Annotated in this window: 16 protein-coding genes; 2 read left to right on the top strand and 14 right to left on the bottom strand. The window is 70.2% G+C overall.

The genetic code is table 11. The annotated features are described in order from the left end of the window. Positions 1–27 precede the first annotated feature (27 nt). From BXA10_RS07845 to mqnC, 12 genes are all read right to left on the bottom strand, one after another. Positions 28–2538, bottom strand: coding sequence for an NADH-quinone oxidoreductase subunit G (locus BXA10_RS07845; RefSeq protein ID WP_076469142.1), 2511 nt, complete (start codon positions 2536–2538; stop codon positions 28–30). Between the two features lie 57 nt (positions 2539–2595). Next, positions 2596–3912 carry an NADH-quinone oxidoreductase subunit NuoF gene (gene nuoF / locus BXA10_RS07840; RefSeq protein WP_076469140.1) on the bottom strand — a complete coding sequence of 439 codons (1317 nt, stop codon included), beginning with the start codon at positions 3910–3912 and terminating at the stop codon, positions 2596–2598. Next, the gene (nuoE, locus tag BXA10_RS07835) at positions 3909–5087 is read right to left on the bottom strand and encodes an NADH-quinone oxidoreductase subunit NuoE (protein ID WP_076469137.1); all 1179 of its coding nucleotides are present in this window, start codon (positions 5085–5087) and stop codon (positions 3909–3911) included. Before nuoE ends, nuoF begins: the two co-directional genes overlap by 4 nt. Further along, a complete protein-coding gene (locus BXA10_RS07830; RefSeq protein ID WP_076469135.1) occupies positions 5084–6412 on the bottom strand; it encodes an NADH-quinone oxidoreductase subunit D in 1329 nt (442 codons plus the stop codon). Before BXA10_RS07830 ends, nuoE begins: the two co-directional genes overlap by 4 nt. Further along, positions 6409–7146: an NADH-quinone oxidoreductase subunit C gene (locus BXA10_RS07825; RefSeq protein ID WP_076469133.1), complete on the bottom strand. Its 738-nt coding sequence runs from the start codon at positions 7144–7146 to the stop codon at positions 6409–6411. Before BXA10_RS07825 ends, BXA10_RS07830 begins: the two co-directional genes overlap by 4 nt. Beyond that, entirely contained in the window at positions 7143–7823 is a 681-nt protein-coding gene (locus BXA10_RS07820) for a NuoB/complex I 20 kDa subunit family protein (RefSeq protein WP_076469131.1), read from the bottom strand. The genes BXA10_RS07825 and BXA10_RS07820 overlap by 4 nt, the downstream gene beginning before the upstream one ends. A 14-nt stretch (positions 7824–7837) precedes the next feature. Further along, on the bottom strand, positions 7838–8203 hold the full coding sequence (locus BXA10_RS07815; RefSeq protein WP_076469129.1) for an NADH-quinone oxidoreductase subunit A: 366 nt from the start codon (positions 8201–8203) through the stop codon (positions 7838–7840). Between the two features lie 133 nt (positions 8204–8336). Continuing rightward, on the bottom strand, positions 8337–9614 hold the full coding sequence (locus tag BXA10_RS07810; RefSeq protein WP_076469127.1) for a geranylgeranyl reductase family protein: 1278 nt from the start codon (positions 9612–9614) through the stop codon (positions 8337–8339). 160 nt (positions 9615–9774) lie between these two features. Continuing rightward, positions 9775–9999, bottom strand: a complete 225-nt coding sequence (locus BXA10_RS07805) for a hypothetical protein (protein WP_076469124.1) — start codon at positions 9997–9999, stop codon at positions 9775–9777. 77 nt (positions 10000–10076) lie between these two features. Continuing rightward, positions 10077–10787, bottom strand: coding sequence for a demethylmenaquinone methyltransferase (locus BXA10_RS07800; RefSeq protein WP_076469122.1), 711 nt, complete (start codon positions 10785–10787; stop codon positions 10077–10079). Positions 10788–10892: 105 nt separating this feature from the next. After that, on the bottom strand, positions 10893–12143 hold the full coding sequence (locus BXA10_RS07795) for an LPXTG cell wall anchor domain-containing protein (RefSeq protein ID WP_076469119.1): 1251 nt from the start codon (positions 12141–12143) through the stop codon (positions 10893–10895). A gap of 226 nt (positions 12144–12369) precedes the next feature. Beyond that, positions 12370–13554 (bottom strand): cyclic dehypoxanthinyl futalosine synthase, encoded by a 1185-nt coding sequence (mqnC, locus tag BXA10_RS07790; RefSeq protein ID WP_076469116.1) that lies wholly within the window; start codon positions 13552–13554, stop codon positions 12370–12372. Between the two features lie 195 nt (positions 13555–13749). Between mqnC and BXA10_RS07785 the strand changes: the two genes are divergently transcribed. Together BXA10_RS07785 and BXA10_RS07780 are read left to right on the top strand one after the other, a co-directional pair. Beyond that, positions 13750–14145, top strand: coding sequence for a hypothetical protein (locus BXA10_RS07785; RefSeq protein WP_217696736.1), 396 nt, complete (start codon positions 13750–13752; stop codon positions 14143–14145). A gap of 33 nt (positions 14146–14178) precedes the next feature. Further along, positions 14179–14706, top strand: coding sequence for a hypothetical protein (locus tag BXA10_RS07780; RefSeq protein ID WP_084752326.1), 528 nt, complete (start codon positions 14179–14181; stop codon positions 14704–14706). Between the two features lie 124 nt (positions 14707–14830). On the opposite strand, the gene paaE is transcribed toward BXA10_RS07780, so the two are convergent. Continuing rightward, positions 14831–15940: a 1,2-phenylacetyl-CoA epoxidase subunit PaaE gene (gene paaE, locus BXA10_RS07775; protein WP_076469111.1), complete on the bottom strand. Its 1110-nt coding sequence runs from the start codon at positions 15938–15940 to the stop codon at positions 14831–14833. After that, positions 15937–16410, bottom strand: a complete 474-nt coding sequence (gene paaD / locus BXA10_RS07770; protein WP_076469310.1) for a 1,2-phenylacetyl-CoA epoxidase subunit PaaD — start codon at positions 16408–16410, stop codon at positions 15937–15939. Before paaD ends, paaE begins: the two co-directional genes overlap by 4 nt. Between the last annotated feature and the right edge of the window lie 25 nt (positions 16411–16435).

Genomic DNA, 16435 nt, shown 5'->3' with positions numbered 1-16435 from the left:
CGGGGCTCACTCGCTCACTCCTCGCGCTCACTGGGACGCACCCCCGGAGTTGAGCAGTGGGCCCGGAAGGCCGGCCTCGTCCGCCGCCACCCGGCCGGCCGGAACGGGCGTGCTCGGGGCGGGGACGGAGATCCGGACGACCGTGCCGGAGGTCGCACCGAGGCTGCGCCGGACGGTCGCGCCGGGCGAGTTGGTGGGCAGCCAGACCACACCGTCCGGCATCTCGGTGATGGCGGCCGGCAGCGTCACGGCGCCCCGGTCGGTCCCGACCGTCACCGCGTCACCGTCCGCGACGCCCAGCGCCTCGGCGGTGCCCTTGCCGACCCGCACCACCGGCGGGCGGGCGGTGCCGGCGAGGTGCTCGTCGCCGTCGAGGAGGCTGCCCAGGTCGATCAGCTGGTGCCAGGTGGCGAGCACCGCCTCCCCGGCGCCCGGCTGAGGCACGGCCGCCGGGTCCACCGACGGGGCGGCGGGACGGCTGGTCCGGGTGGGCGGCAGTGAGCCCAGCTCGCGGCGGATGCTGGGCACGTCGCCGGTGCCCAGCCGCACGTCGAGCTGCGCGGCGAGCGCGTCCAGCACCCGGCCGTCGGTCATCGCCGCCGTCTGGAGCACCGCCTCGAAGGTGCGCAGGCGGCCCTCCCAGTCGACGAAGCTGCCCGCTTTCTCGTCCACCGGGGCGACGGGGAAGACCACGTCGGCCCGGCGGGTCACCGCGCTGTTGCGAAGCTCCAGGCTCACCAGGAACGGCACGTTCTCCAGGGCCTGCTCGGCCAGGCGCGGGTCGGCCAGGTCGGCCGGGTCGACCCCGGCCACGACCAGGGCACCGAGCTGACCGTTGGCGGCCGCCGCGAGGATGCCGTCGGTGTCCCGGCCGGCCTGACTCGGGATCACCCCGGCCGCGATGTCCCAGGCCTCGCCCAGTTCGGCGCGGGCGGCCGGCTCGGTGACCAGGCGGCCGCCGGGAAGCAGGTTCGGCAGGCAACCGGCGTCGACCGCGCCGCGGTCACCCGCGCGCCGCGGCACCCAGGCCAGCTTGGCACCGGTACGCCGGGCCACGTCCGCGGCGGCGGAGAGTCCACCGGGCACCTCGGCGAGCCGCTCACCGACGATCAGGATGGCGCCCTCGGTGCTCAGCGCCTCGGTGACCGTGGCGTGCTCGGCGAGGACGCTCGCCTCCTCACCCGGCACCACCCGGGCCAGCTTCGCACCGAGCTTCTCCAGGCCACGGGTGGCGAACGGGGCGATCGCGTACACCCGGAGGCCGCCCTTGGTGTACGCCTTGCGCAACCGCAGGAAGAGGATCGGGCACTCCTCCTCCGGCTCGATCCCGACCAGCACCACCGCCGGCGCCTTCTCCACGTCGGCGTACGTCACGTCGGTGACGCCGGCGACCGAGCTGGCCAGGAAGTCGGCCTCCTCGCGGGAGACCGGCCGGGCCCGGAAGTCGATGTCGTTGGTGTTCAGGGCGACCCGGGCGAACTTCGCGTACGCGTAGGCGTCCTCGACGGTCAGCCGACCGCCGGTGAGCACCCCGGCACCCTGCCCGGAGTCCCGGGCGGCCCGCAGCCCTTCGGCGGCCACGGTGAGCGCCTCGCTCCAGGACGCCTCCCGCAGCTCACCGGTGCGCCCGTCGCGGACCAGCGGGTTGGTGAGCCGGTCGTGCGCGCGGGTGTACTGGAAGCCCCACCGGCCCTTGTCGCAGTTCCACTCCTCGTTCACCGCCGGGTCGTCGCCGGCCAGCCGGCGCAGCACCCGGCCCCGTCGCCAGTCCGTACGCTGCGCGCAGCCCGCCGAGCAGTGCTCGCACACGCTCGGGCTGGAGACCAGGTCGAACGGGCGGGCGCGGAACCGGTACTGCGTGCCGGTCAGCGCGCCGACCGGGCAGATCTGCACCGTGTTGCCGGAGAAGTAGGAGTTGAACGGGACGTCGCCCGCGTCGCCCTCCGCGCCGTACGCGTCGTCCCGGTAGATGTTGATCTCCTCCGCGGACGACCGGTTCATCAGGTCGATGAACTTGTCGCCGGCGATCTCCTCGGAGAACCGGGTGCACCGCTGGCAGAGCACGCAACGCTCCCGGTCGAGCAGCACCTGGCTGCTGATCGGCAGCGGCTTCGGGTACTCCCGCTTGTGCTCGTGGAACCGCGAGTCCGTCCGGCCGGTGGACATCGCCTGGTTCTGCAGCGGGCACTCGCCGCCCTTGTCGCACATCGGGCAGTCGAGCGGGTGGTTGAGCAGCAGCAGCTCCATGACCCCCTCCTGCGCCTTCTTGGCGACCGGGGAGCTGAGCTGCGTCCGCACCACCATCCCGTCGGCGACGGTCTGGGTGCAGGAGGCGACCGGCTTGCGCTGGCCCTCCACCTCGACCAGGCACTGCCGGCACGCGCCGGCCGGGGCCAGCAGCGGGTGGTCGCAGAACCGGGGGATCTCCGTGCCCATCTGTTCGGCGACCCGGATCAGCAGCGCCCCCTTGGGAGCGGTGACCTCGACCCCGTCGATGGTGAGCGTGACGGTTTCCGGGGCCTTGACGACGTCAGTCATGTGTCGGCCTTTCACTCGCGACTGCGGGGCTCGCTCCGCCCACTCCTCGCGCTCGCATCAGTGGGCCCCAACCAGCTGCTTGTCGGACAGCTTCGGCGCGGTGCGTCCCTCGATGTAGTCGAGGTAGTCCTGCTTGAAGTACTGCAGCGAGGAGGTCACCGGGCTGGTCGCGCCGTCACCCAGGCCGCAGAACGACCGGCCCAGGACGTTGTCGCAGGTGTCGAGCAGGGTGTCCAGGTCCTCGTGGGTGCCCTGGCCGGAGAGGATCCGCCGGTACACCCGGACCATCCAGTAGTTGCCCTCCCGGCAGGGGGTGCACTTGCCGCACGACTCGTGGTGGTAGAACTCCAGCCACCGGTAGGTCGCGTAGACCGGGCAGTCCTGGTCGGAGAAGATCTGCGTGGCCGTGGTGCCCAGGATCGAGCCGGCCGCCGCCACCCCCTCGAAATCGAGCGGCACGTCCAGGTGCTCGGCCGTGAGCAGCGGCGTCGACGAGCCCCCCGGGGTCCAGAACTTCAGGTTGTGCCCGGGCTGCATGCCGCCGGCCAACTCGATCAGCTCCCGCAGCGTGACGCCCATCGAGCACTCGAACTGGCCCGGGTTGGCGATCCGGCCGGAGAGCGAGTAGATCATCGGTCCAGAGGACTTCTCCGTGCCCATCGTCTTCCACCAGGCGGCGCCGCCCAGCACGATGTACGGCACGCTCGCGATGGTGCCCACGTTGTTGACGACGGTCGGGCTCGCGTACAGGCCGTGGGTCGCCGGGAACGGCGGGCGGAGCCGGGGCTGGCCCCGGAAGCCCTCCAGCGAGTCCAGCAGCGCGGTCTCCTCACCGCAGATGTACGCGCCGGCACCGGAGTGCACCACCAGTTCCAGGTCGAAGCCGGAGCCGAGGATGTTCCGGCCGAGGTAGCCCTTGGCGTACGCCTCCTGCACCGCGTTGCGCAGCCGCCGCGCGGCGTGCACCGCCTCACCCCGGATGTAGATGTACGCGCGGTTGGCGCGGATCGCGTACGAGGCGATGATGACGCCCTCGACCAGCGAGTGCGGGTCGTGCGTCATCAGCGGCAGGTCCTTGCAGGTGCCCGGCTCGCCCTCGTCGGCGTTGACCACCAGGTAGTGGGGCTTGCCGTCGCCCTGCGGGATGAAGCCCCACTTGAGGCCGGTGGGGAAGCCGGCTCCACCGCGCCCCCGCAGCCCGGAGTCCTTGACCAGCTGGATGAGGTCGTCCGGGTGGGCCTTGAGCGCCTTGCGCAGCGCCGCGTACCCGTCCAGCTTCTCGTAGGTGCCGATCCGCCAGGCGTCCGGCGACAGCCAGCGCTTGGTGAGGACCGGGGTGAGCTTGGCCAGCGTCTCCGGCCGAGGAGTGGTCACTTCTGGACCCCCGTTTCGCTCGCGACCGCCGGGCCCGCGCCGTCGCCGCCCGCCCCGGCCTCCGCTTCGTTGAGATTGCGCTCCTGCGCACCGGCGTCGTCGCCGGCGGGCTTGCCGTCACCGGCCGGCGGGTTGGCCGCCACACCGGCGGCCTCCGCCTCCTGCGCGTCGCGTGGTGCCGGCGGCACCGGGTCCGACGGGACCTTGGTGCCGGGCGCGCCCGGGACGGCGGTGCCCGCGTCCGGCTGCCGAGTCTCGGCGGTACGCACCTGCGGCGACTTGTCGTCCGGCGCCGGAACGTCCGGCGCGGTACTGCCGGTCGCCTGCTCCGGCTCCGCCGCCTCGACCCCGGCCGGCGTGCCGGTCGGGGCGGACGCGCCGTCGCCACCCTTGACGGGGGCGGCGGGAGCCGACTTCGCGGCGGCGTCGGCCTTGGCCTTCTCCGCGGCTTCCGCCTTCGCCTTCGCCTCCGCGGCGGCCCGGTCGGCCTCCGCCTTGCTCCGGATCGGCGTGTTCGGGTCGAAGCCCGGAACCGAGATGCCGTGCTGCTGGGCGAGGCGCAGCCCGCGCAGGCTCGATTCGCCCGGGCCGCCGTCGGCGACCGCGCCCTCCCGCTCGTCGGCGAACCCGGCGAGCTGGACGGCCATCTCCTTGAGCGTGCAGAGCCGGGCGCCCCGGGTCGGCATCGGCCGACCACCGGCCCGCAACTCGTCCACCACACCGACCGCGGCCTGCGGGTCGACGTTGTCGAAGAAGTCGTAGTTGACCGTCATGACCGGGCCGTAGTCGCAGGCGGCCAGGCACTCGGCGTGTTCGAGGGTGATCTTTCCGTCGGCGGTGGTCTCGTCGTGCCCGACGCCGAGGTGTTCGGCGAGGGTGTCGTAGACCTCCTGGCCGCCGAGCACGTTGCACATGGTGTTGGTGCAGACGCTGACCAGGTAGTCACCGGTGGGCTTGCGCTTGTACATGGTGTAGAAGGTGGCCACGGCGCCGACCTGGGCCTTGTTGAGGCCCAGCACCTCGGCGCAGAACTCCACACCGGCCCGGGAGACGTAACCCTCCTCGGCCTGCACCAGGTGCAGCAGCGGCAGCAGCGCCGAGCGGGACCGGTCCGCCGGATAGCGGGAGATGATCTCCCGTGCCCGCTCGCGGGTCTGTTCGGTGAAGACAGTCACCGGTCACAACCTCCCATCACCGGGTCCAGCGAGGCGCCACCGGCGATCACGTCGGCGATCAGGCCGCCCTCGGCCATCGCCGGGAGTGCCTGCAGGTTGACGAAGCTCGGCTCCCGGTAGTGCACCCGGTACGGCCGGGTACCACCGTCGGAGACGGCGTGTACGCCCAGCTCGCCGCGGGGCGATTCGATGCCGACGTACACCTGGCCGGGTGGGACGCGGAAGCCCTCGGTGACCAGCTTGAAGTGGTGGATCAGCGACTCCATCGACTGACCCATGATCTTGGCGACGTGCTCGAGCGAGTTGCCCATGCCGTCGACGCCGATGGCCAGTTGGGCGGGCCAGGCGATCTTCCGGTCGGCGACCATCACCGGCCCCGGCTTGGCCAGCCGGTCCACCGCCTGCTCGACGATCTTCAGCGACTCGCGGATCTCCGCGAGGCGGACCTGGTAACGGCCCCACACGTCACCGTCGGTGTGCGTCGGGACACCGAACTCGTACGTCTCGTAGCCGCAGTACGGCATCGTCTTGCGCAGGTCCCAGGCGAGACCGGCGGAGCGCAGCACCGGCCCGGTCACGCCGAGCGCCAGGCAGCCTGTCGCGTCGAGCACTGCCACGTTCTTCGTGCGCTCGGTCCAGATCGGCTGTCCGGAGAGGAGGTCCTCGTACTCCTTGAGCCGCTTGGGCAGCAGCTTGAGGAACTCGCGGATCTTGATGATCGCGTCGTCCGGCACGTCCTGCGCCACACCGCCGGGGCGGACGTACGCGTGGTTCATCCGCAGGCCGGTGATGAGCTCGAAAATCTCGAGGATGTACTCCCGCTCCCGGAAGCCGTACAGCATGATCGAGATCGCGCCGAGCTCCATGCCCGTGGTGGCCAGCCAGACCAGGTGCGAGGAGATCCGGTTGAGCTCCATCATGAGCACCCGGATGGTGTTGGCCCGCTCGGTCACCTCGTCGGTGATGCCGAGCAGCTTCTCCACCGCGAGCGAGTACGCCGTCTCGTTGAACAGTGGGGAGAGGTAGTCCATCCGGGTCACGAAGGTGCTGCCCTGGACCCAGGTGCGGTACTCGAGGTTCTTCTCGATCCCGGTGTGCAGGTAGCCGATGACCGAGCGGGCCTCCCGGACCGTCTCGCCCTCCAGCTCCAGGATCAGCCGCAGTACGCCGTGCGTCGACGGGTGCTGCGGGCCCATGTTGACGACGATCCGCTCGTCGTTGATCGGGTCGGTGCCGGAGACGACCGAGTCCCAGTCCCCACCGGTGACGGTGAAGACCCTGCCCTCGGTGGTCTCCCGCTCGGTCGCGTAGTTCGAAGTGGTCACTGGTACGACCTCCGCTTGTCCGGCGGTGGAATCTCTGCGCCCTTGTACTCGACCGGAACACCGCCGAGCGGGTAGTCCTTGCGCTGCGGGTGCCCCTCCCAGTCGTCCGGCATCAGGATCCGGGTCAGGTTGGGGTGACCGTCGAAGACGATCCCGAACATGTCGTACGCCTCGCGCTCCTGCCAGTCCGCCGTCGGGTAGACCGAGGTGACGCTGGGCAGATGCGGGTCCTCGGCGGGGACGGCGGTCTCCAGCCGCACCCGGCGGCGGTACGTCATCGAGGTGAGCTGGTAGACCACGTGCAGCCGGCGCTCGTCCGCACCGAGATAGTCCACCCCGGACACCGAGGAGCAGAGTTCGAAGCGGAGCGCCAGGTCGTCGCGCATCACCTGGCAGACCTCGGCGATCCGCTCGGGCCGGATGTGCAGGGTCAGCTCGCCCCGGTCGACCACGACCTTCTCGATCGCGTCCGCGAAGCCCGGGTACGCCTCCTCCAGCGCGTCGTAGACCTCGTCGAAGTAGCTCCCGAACGGCCGCGATGCGCCGGCGATCGGCCGGCGCGGCCGGACCAGGCCGCCGAAGCCGGAGACGTCGCCGGAGCCCTGGTTGCCGAACATGCCGCGACCGGCCGGGCTGGACGGCGGGTGCTCGGCGGGAGCGCCGCTGCTGGCCCCGGCCGGGGTCACCGGTACGGGCACCCCGCCGTCGTTCGGCTTGTCGTGAGGTGAAGTCACTTCTTCATGCCCCCGTACTGCTGAAGATGGTTCTGGGCCTTCATCCAGTTCTCGATCCGCAGCTGCTCCTCGCGGCCTTCGCGGACCGCCTTCGTCCACTCGGCACGGCGGTCCTTGTCGCTGCGGTACGACGACGGCATCGAGCCGTAGGGGACGACCGGGACGTCGCCGCGCTCCTTGCGCGCCTCGAGCATCTTGCGTCCGGTCGGGCCGAGCGGCTCGTGCATGATCTTCTCGCGGAGCTTGAGGATCGCGTCGATGAGCATCTCCGGCCGGGGCGGGCAGCCGGGCAGGTACATGTCGACGGGCACCACGTGGTCGACGCCCTGCACGATCGCGTAGTTGTTGAACATGCCGCCGCTGCTGGCGCAGACGCCCATCGACAGCACCCAGCGCGGCTCCGCCATCTGGTCGTAGATCTGGCGCAGCACCGGGGCCATCTTCTGGCTGACCCGACCGGCCACGATCATCAGATCCGCCTGCCGGGGCGAGGCGCGGAACACCTCCATGCCCCAGCGACCCATGTCGTAGTGCGGGCCGCCGGCCGCCATCATCTCGATGGCGCAGCACGCCAGACCGAACGTGGCGCCCCACACGGACGACTTCCGGGACCAGTTGACGAGCTTCTCCACCGAGGTCAGCAGGATGCCGGCGGGGAGCTTCTCCTCGATGCCCATCTGACGTTCCTTCCTCAGTCCCAGTCCAGGCCGCCGCGCCGCCACACGTAGGCGTACGCGACGAAGACCGCGACGATGAACAGGACCATCTCCACGAAGCCGAAGATCGGCAGGGCGTCGAACGAGACCGCCCACGGGTAGAGGAAGATGATCTCGATGTCGAAGACGATGAAGAGCATCGCCGTCAGGTAGAACTTGATCGGGAAACGCCCGCCGCCCACCGGCTGCGGGCTGGGCTCGATGCCGCACTCGTACGCCTCGAGTTTGGCCTTGTTGTATCGCCGGGGGCCGGCGAAGCGGGCGGCGGCCACGGAGAACAGCGCGAACGCCGCGGCGAGGGCGAACAGCCCGATGATGGGTGCGTAAGGCGAGAGCGACATCTTCTTCTCCTGCTCGTCCTTCCCTGCCCTCGTTGACGAGAATCACACTATTCACGTCCCCCGAAGTGTTCGCCGCCGGGGGGCGGGTCTGTCCGACCGGTCCGGTCCCTTCGCAGGTCACCGGGGGTCTATGTCATACCGCCGGCGCAACCCGGGTCATCGCATTGATGACCCGGTCCATCGCGTCCCCGCCGCGCGGGTCGGTCAGGTTGGCCAACAGCTTCAGCACGAAGCGCATCAGCGTCGGGTGCGGCATGCCGTGCTTCGTCGCCATCCGCATCACCTCGGGGCGGCCGATGAGCTTCACGAACACGCCGCCGAGCCGGTAGTAGCCGCCGAACCGGGCCTTGAGCTCGGCCGGGTACGCCTGCAAAGCCCGCTCGCGCTCCACGCCGGCCGGTCGGGCCAACGCCTGCACGACGATCTCCGCGGCCAGCTCGCCGGACTCCATGGCGTACGCGATGCCCTCGCCGTTGAACGGGTTCACCATGCCGCCGGAGTCACCGACCAGCAGCACCCCGCGGGTGTAGTGCGGGACGCGGTTGAAGCCCATCGGCAGCGCGGCGCCGAGGATCGGACCGTCCGCATTGGTCTCGTCGGTCATCCCCCAGTCCTCTGGGGTGTTCGCCAGCCAGTCGGTGAGCAGCCGGCGGTAGTTGGTCTTCCCGAACGCGGAGGACGAGTTGAGTACCCCGAGTCCCACGTTGACCCGACCGTCACCGAGGCCGAAGATCCAGCCGTAGCCGGGCAGCAGGTTGTCGCCGCTCTCCTTGCTACGCAGTTCGAGCCAGGACTCCAGGTAGTCGTCGTCGTGCTTCGCCGGGGAGCGGTAGTAGCGGCGCACGGCCACCCCGATCGGCCGGTCCTCGCGCTTGGCCAGCCCGAGCGCGAGCGGGAAGCGGCCGGAGACGCCGTCGGCCGCGACCACCAGCGGGGCGTGGAAGGTTTCGGGGGCCTTGTCCGGCCCGACCTCGGCCTGAACACCGATCACGCGACCGTCGGCGTCGAGCACCGGGCCGACGACGTTGGTGTTCGTGCGCAGCGTGGCACCGGCGGCGACGGCTCGCTCGGAGAGCAGTTGGTCGAAGTCCATCCGGGTACGGACCAGGCCGTAGTTGGGGAAGCTCGCGAGGTCGGGCCAGTCCAGTTCCAGCCGGACGCCACCGCCGATCACCCGCAGCCCCCGGTTGTGCAGCCACCCCGCCTCGGGCGAGGTGTCCACACCCATCCGGATCAGCTGGCGCACCGCGCGGGGGGTCAACCCGTCGCCACAGACCTTCTCCCGCGGGAACTCGGTCTTCTCCAGCAACAGCACCCGTACCCCGTGCTGGGCCAGGTGGTATGCCGTAGCCGAGCCACCGGGACCGGCGCCCACGACGATCACATCGGCGTCATGCTCCACCGCGGACATCCGCGCCTCCTCCCGCCTGCTCGTGAAATGCTTCACAAGCCAACCGCTGGGAGTCTATGACCGACGTCTCATCCGCGCTTGACCAGGGGGGCCTAAGTTACCGATGTGACACCTTCGAGCACATCGAGAGCGGTCGGTGTCAGGTTTACTCGCCGCGCCCTCAGGCCCGGCTGGGGGCGTCGAGGCCCGCGTCGACGCGGATCGTTTCGGGGAGATGGTCGCGCAGCGCACCGCCGGCCGCGCGGTCCAACGCGGCGAGCACCTCGGCCACCACCTGACGGACGTCGGCCGGATCGGCGCCGGCCAGCTCCCGCAGCTGCGCGATGAGTTCGGCCGCGTCGTCGTCGGTGGCGTCCACCCGGTCCGCCGGCTCTGGTCCCGTCATGGGGGCGAGCTTACGACGCAAAGTGGACTAAAAACGGATATTCGCAGAAAAGCGACTGGGTGGCAGCGGCTATCCGACTACTCGCGGACGGCCCGGTGCAGAGCGACGATCCCGCCGGTCAGATTGCGCCAGGCCACCTTCCGCCAGCCGGCCGCACCGACCCGCGCGGCGAGCGCCGGCTGATCAGGCCAGGCGCGGATCGACTCGGCGAGATAGACGTACGCGTCGGGGTTGCTGGAGACCGCGCGGGCGACCGCCGGCAGCGAGCGCATCAGGTAGGAGAGGTAGACGGTACGGAACGCCGGGTTGACCGGGGTGCTGAACTCGCACACCACCAGCCGACCACCGGGCCGGGTGACCCGGGCCAGTTCACGCAGCGCGGCATCGGCGTCGGCGACGTTGCGCAACGCGAAGGAGATGGTCACCGCGTCGAAGCTCGCGTCGGCGAACGGCAGCCGCAGCGCGTCCCCGGCCAGCAGCGGCACACTCGGCCGGCTGTGCTTGCCGGCGTACAGCATGCCGAGGGAGAGGTCCGCACCGACCGCGTACGCCCCGGACTGGGCCAGTTCCTCGGTCGAGACCCCGGTGCCGGCACCCACGTCGAGCACCCGCTCGCCGGGACGCAACCCGAGCGCGGCCCGGGTGGCCCGCCGCCAGGACCGGTCCTGCCCGAAGGAGAGGACCGTGTTCGTCAGGTCGTAACGCGCCGCCACACCGTCGAACATCGCGGCGACCTCGTGCGGCTGCTTGTCCAGGCTGGCGCGCTGGCCGTAGGGGGTGCGACTCACCCCTCCACTCTGCCAGCCGCCCCGTACCGGAGCACCGGTGGGTTCGGTGTACGCAGAGGGGGCGGGGTGACGTACGTCACCCTGCCCCCTTTCCAGCGATACGCGTCAGTCGGTCGGCTTCTCGTCGCCCGGCGCCACCAGCACGACCCGGCGCCGCCGGGACATCAGCAGCAGCGCGCCGCCGGCCAGCAGGATCGCCCCGCCGATGCCACCGATCAGGCTGACCTGCACACCGGTCACCGGCAGGCCGCCGTCACCACCACCGCCACCGCCCGGTGCCGGAGTGGTGGTGGCCGAGCTGCTCGGAGTGGGGGTCGCCGTCGGCTCGCCGGTCGGCGTGACGGTGGGCGTCGGGGTCGGCGTGGGCTGCGCGGACAGCTCCACGAACGCCTCGAAGGTGGTGTGGTTGTCGAGAATGTCAACCTCGGTGAAGGCTTTGCGCTGCTGCGCCGTGGCGACCCGCGGCTGCTCGGCCGCCGGCCCCTCGGCCGCGTCCAGGCTGATCGCGAAGAGGTCGCCCTCCTTGAGCACCGGCTCGGTCACATCCTCGCCGACCTTCACCCGGACGTCGGCGGTGTAGTACTCCCCCGGCTTGAGGATCACACCGGGGTCGTCGCAGAGCAGCTGAGCCTTGCCGACGATCTCCTGCTCGATGCAGCCCTCCGGCTTCTGCACGAAGCTGACGCCCGCCGGCACGGTCAACCCGTACGAGATGCCCGTCGCCTTGCGGCTGCCGCCGTTGTAGACCGCCCAGTCCAGCGGCACCGTCTCGCCGCGCGGCACCGGCTTCAGGTCCGGCTCGTCCTGGACCGCGCCGTTGACCACGACGTTCGCCTGGACGTCCTGTACCCAGGAGGTCAGGTCGTACCCGGGCTTCGACACCCGGACCGGCACGGTGAGGACCTCGCCGTCGTCCTGGCCTTCGGGGTCCCTCGAGTACGCACCGACGTACATCACCCCGCCGTCGCCCCTGCCCCCCGTGCTGAACAGCGGCACTCCGAAGTCCTCGCTGGCGCCCGGGGGCAGGTCGGGCAGGCGGCACTCGTAGAGCCACGCCGAGAAGATCCTGCAGCCGTCGGGCACTACGAAGCCGACCCGCTTCGCGTTGAGAGAGCCGGTGTTCACCCGAAAGACGACTGACTTCGCCGCAGCGTTCCCGCTGTTCGTCACGGTGAATTTGAACGGTTTGGCCGTAGCCGCCTTCACGCCTTTGGCCAGCTCGGTGCTGATCGGAATGACGTTGATCTCCGGCTTGGCGGCGGCGTGTGCCGGGGCGGCCACGGCGGCCAGGCCGCCGGCCACGACCAGAGCCACGGTGCCGATGCGCGCGAGGGCGGATCGGTGGAACGGTTTCATCGGTCCCCCGGGGGATGAGGAAAAGAAGTGGCTTCACGAACCCGAGCGGACGTTATCGAACGCCGATGTGTCGCGCCAGCGCCGGCGGTGCGGACTCGTCCGGGGTCGGATGAACGGTGCGGGCGGGATGGTCGCCCATCCCGCCCGCGCCGCTGGCGTCAGCCGAACGCCCCCCGGTCGCCCGGCGATCCGTCATCCGCCCACACTCCGGCGCGGGCTCTTCAAGTCAGTTGGCCTGGACCAGCGGCAGGGACTTCCCGACGCCCCCACCCGGGATGGCGATCGAGGAGAAGTGCGACACCACCCGGTCGTCGGTCGGGTCGTCCTCCGGGGTCCAGTGCACGGCGAGCCGGTGGTAGAGAGTGTCCCGCTGGGCCGGGATCCGGCCGGCCGTACGGATCATCGAGATCAGCTCGTGCAGGTTGGACCGGTGCCGGGCCCCGGCCGAGGAGATGACGTTCTCCTCCAGCATGATCGAGCCGAGGTCGTCCACTCCCATGTGCAGCGCGAGCTGGCCGACGTCCTTGCCGGTGGTCAGCCAGGACGCCTGCAGGTGCGGCACGGTCTCGAAGAAGAGCCGGGCCACCGCGATCAGGCGCAGGTACTCCAGCGTGGTCGCCTGGGTGCGCCCCTTCAGGTGGTTGTTCTCCGGCTGGTACGTCCACGGGATGAACGCGCGGAAGCCGCCGGTGCGGTCCTGCACGTCGCGGATCATCCGCAGGTGCTCGATCCGCTCCGCGTTGGTCTCGCCGGTGCCCATCATCATCGTCGCGGTGGACTCGAGGCCCTGCCGGTGCGCCAGCTCCATGACCTCCAGCCAGCGCTCGCCGGACTCCTTCAGCGGGGCGATGGCCTTACGCGGCCGCTCGGGCAGCATCTCCGCGCCGGCGCCCGCGATCGAGTCGAGCCCCGCCGCCTTGATCCGGGCGATCGCCTCATCCAGGCTCACTCCGGAGACCTTGGCCATGTGCAGGATCTCGCTCGGACCGATCGAGTGGATCGCCAGCTGGGGGTACGCCTGCTTGACCGCGGAGAAAAGCTCCTCGTAGTACTCCACGCCGTACTCCGGGTGGTGCCCGCCCTGGAGCATCACCTGGGTGGCGCCCAGGTCGACCGCCTCGCCGCAGCGACGCAGGATCTCCTCGGTCGAGTGGGTCCAGCCCTCGCTGTGCTTCGGCGCCCGGTAGAAGGCGCAGAACTTGCACGCCGTCACGCAGACGTTCGTGTAGTTGATGTTGCGATCGATCAGATACGTGACGATGTTGTCCGGGTAGCGCCGGCGGCGCACCGCGTCGGCCGCCTCGCCGAGGGCGTGGAAGGGCGCGTCGGTGTAGAGAAGCAGAGCCTCCTCGGGCGTGATCCGCCCGCCGTCCGCGCCGCGCTGCAGGATGTCGTCGATCTCCCTCACCATCACACCCCGAGCCTACGCCGACCGGCGCAGACGGCCATGGACGGGCGTTTCGTCCCGTGAGGTAGTCCCGGGCCCAACGCGTTCACCAAATCAAATTTCAAGATCAAAAATAAAATATTTTCGTGTCGTTGACAACTTGGACGACATCCATCACCATCATATTTACGAACTCCGCTCACCCCTCGGAGGCAGAAGTTGGGCGATGACGACACGGTACTGAGCATCAGCGCTCGATGCCGGCAGGACGGCGGGCTCACTGAGGCAACTCTCGGCGAACTGCGCGACGAACTCGGCTACAAGAAGCTCGGCCGTTGGGTGCTGGCCGAGATCGCGGACACGCTGAGAGCGGCGGGACTCGGATTCTTCCCCCCCGAGCGGCTCAACGCCGAATTGAACAGTGAGCCACGCCAGTGGCAGACGGTCTGGATCTACCAACGTGACGGCGGGTCACGAGCGCGCGTGATCGACGCCGTTCTCCAGCCTGACGAATGCGACGTGCGAGGCGTGCTGGACGGGATCGGGGCTGGCAACCTGGCGGCTCTCAGCCCTGCCGAACGTCTTAGCCGCATTCGCGAGATCGTCAACGCGTAGGCGACCGACACGGCCGAGGGAAGGAGGCGGATGATGAGTGCCCACGTGTTCGTGGACGAGACCAAGGAGCGGGGACTACTCATCGCCGCTGCGGTCGTCCTCACGCCGAATCTCTCATCCGCCCGCAAAGTGATGCGCAGCCTGGTCCTGCCCAGTCAGCGCCGAATTCACTTCCATAAGGAACGTGACGACAGACGGCGGCAAATCGTCGGTGCGATCAACGGGCTCGGCGTACAGGCGGTGATCCTGGATGCGAGCAATCACCCGAACATGAAGGTCGCGCGGGACGCGTGCCTGGTAAGCCTCGTCGCGTATGCTGCCAAGATCAACGCGGCTCGGCTGGTCATTGAGCGAGACGACTCGACGCTCAAGGCAGATCGCCGACTCTTGTTCGATGAGGTTCAGCGAGCCGGGCTGTCCGACACGCTGCGGTACGACCATCTGCGGGCACACGAAGAGTGCCTGCTCGCGATCCCTGACGCACTCGCGTGGTGCTGGGCCAAACGAGGCCGGTGGAGGGCTGCCGTCCAACGGACGGTAGTCGAATCACATCAGCTGTGAAGCGCGAAACCCGGCCCACCCACCGTCCGGAAGGCTGCCGGGTCCACTTCCAAGTGCTACTGCTCTTGGCGCTTACAGCCTACCTTCCGTCACAGTGACCAACAACCCGCTTCAGAGATGACTGTCACGCGTCGTAGTCGACGACCAGTTTGTCGGTGACCGGACTCGACTGGCAGGTCAGCACGTAGCCGGCGGCGATCTCGTCAGGTTCCAGGGCGTAGTTGCGGGCCATCTCGACCTCGCCCTCCACAACCTTCGCCTTGCAGGTCGAGCAGACCCCGCCCTTGCAGGCGTACGGCAGCTCGCCGCGGACCTTCAGCGCCGCGTCCAGCACCCGCTCGTCACGACGCATGGTGAGGCTCGACGATCGGCCGTCCAGCACGATCGTCACCTCCGTGCCGGCCCCGGCCTCGTCCACGGGCCGGCGCGGCGGCTCCGGCGGGGCGTCGACGTGGAACAGCTCCGTGTGCACCGCCGGCTCCGGAACGCCACGCGCGGCTAGCGTCTCCCGGACGTCGACCACCATGCCGTACGGGCCGCAGAGGAACCACTCCTCGATGCGCTCACCCGGCACGATCGTCTCCAGCAGGCGAACCATCCGGTCTGCGTCGATCCGCCCGGAGAGCAGCGGCGATTCACCCTGTTCCCGGGAGAGCACGTGCACCAGGTGCAGCCGGGTGGGATAGCGGTCCTTCAGGTCGGCCAACTCCTCGGCGAACATCACGGTGTTCGTGCGCCGGTTGCCGTACACCAGGGTGAAGGTGCTGGCCGGTTCCACGGCGAGCGCGGTCGAGACCAGCGCGAGCACCGGGGTGATGCCGGATCCGGCCACGATCGCCCCGTAGTGGCGGGCGCGGCCCGGGTCGAACGCGGACGTGAAGTGGCCGAGCGGGGGCAGCACGTCGACGGTCTCGCCGTCGCGCAGCACTCCGCAGGCGAATGTGGAGAAGGCGCCGCCGGGCACCTCCCGCACGCCGATGCGTAGCCGGCCGTGTCGAGCCAGGTCGTCCGGGGTGGAGCAGATCGAGTACGACCGGCGCACGTCGGTGCCGTCCTCGGCGGCGCGCCGCACGGTCAGGTGCTGCCCGGCACGGAACGCGAACGTGTCCCGCAGCTCCTCGGGCACGGCGAAGGTGATCGCCACGGCGTCGTCGGTGAGCCGGTCGACGGCGGCGACCGGGAGCGGGTGGAAGACGGGCCGGCGACGGACCGGCCGGGTGATGGTGACTGTCACAGCGCCTTCAGGTGGTCGAAGGGTTCAGAGCAGGAGCGGCACCGCCAGAGCGCCTTGCACGCGGTGGAGCCGAAGTGGCTGAGCTGTTCGGTCTCCGGCGAGCCGCAGCGGGGGCAGCGCACCGAGAGGGTCAGCGGTACGACGCCGGCCGGGCGCACCGGCTGCGGCGGCGCGATGCCGGCGGCGGCCAGCTTCGCCCGGCCGGACTCCGAGATCCAGTCGGTGCTCCACGCCGGGGCGTGGACGGTGCGGACCTCGACGTCCGGGTGGCCGGCAGCGGTCAGGGCGCGGCGGATGTCGGCGCGGATCACGTCCATCGCCGGGCAGCCCGTGTAGGTGGGGGTGATGGTGACGACCACGCGGCCGGTCGCCGGGTCCTCGTCGACCGACCGCAGGATGCCCAGCTCGTCGATGGTGAGCACCCGGATCTCCGGGTCCACCACCGCTGCCGCGGCCTCCCTCGGATTCACCGGCGCCACCCTCCCTTCGCGACCG

Origin of the sequence: Micromonospora avicenniae (assembly GCF_900156065.1) — a bacterium.
GTDB lineage: Bacteria > Actinomycetota > Actinomycetes > Mycobacteriales > Micromonosporaceae > Micromonospora > Micromonospora avicenniae.
This window is presented reverse-complemented; position numbering and strand designations above follow the sequence as displayed.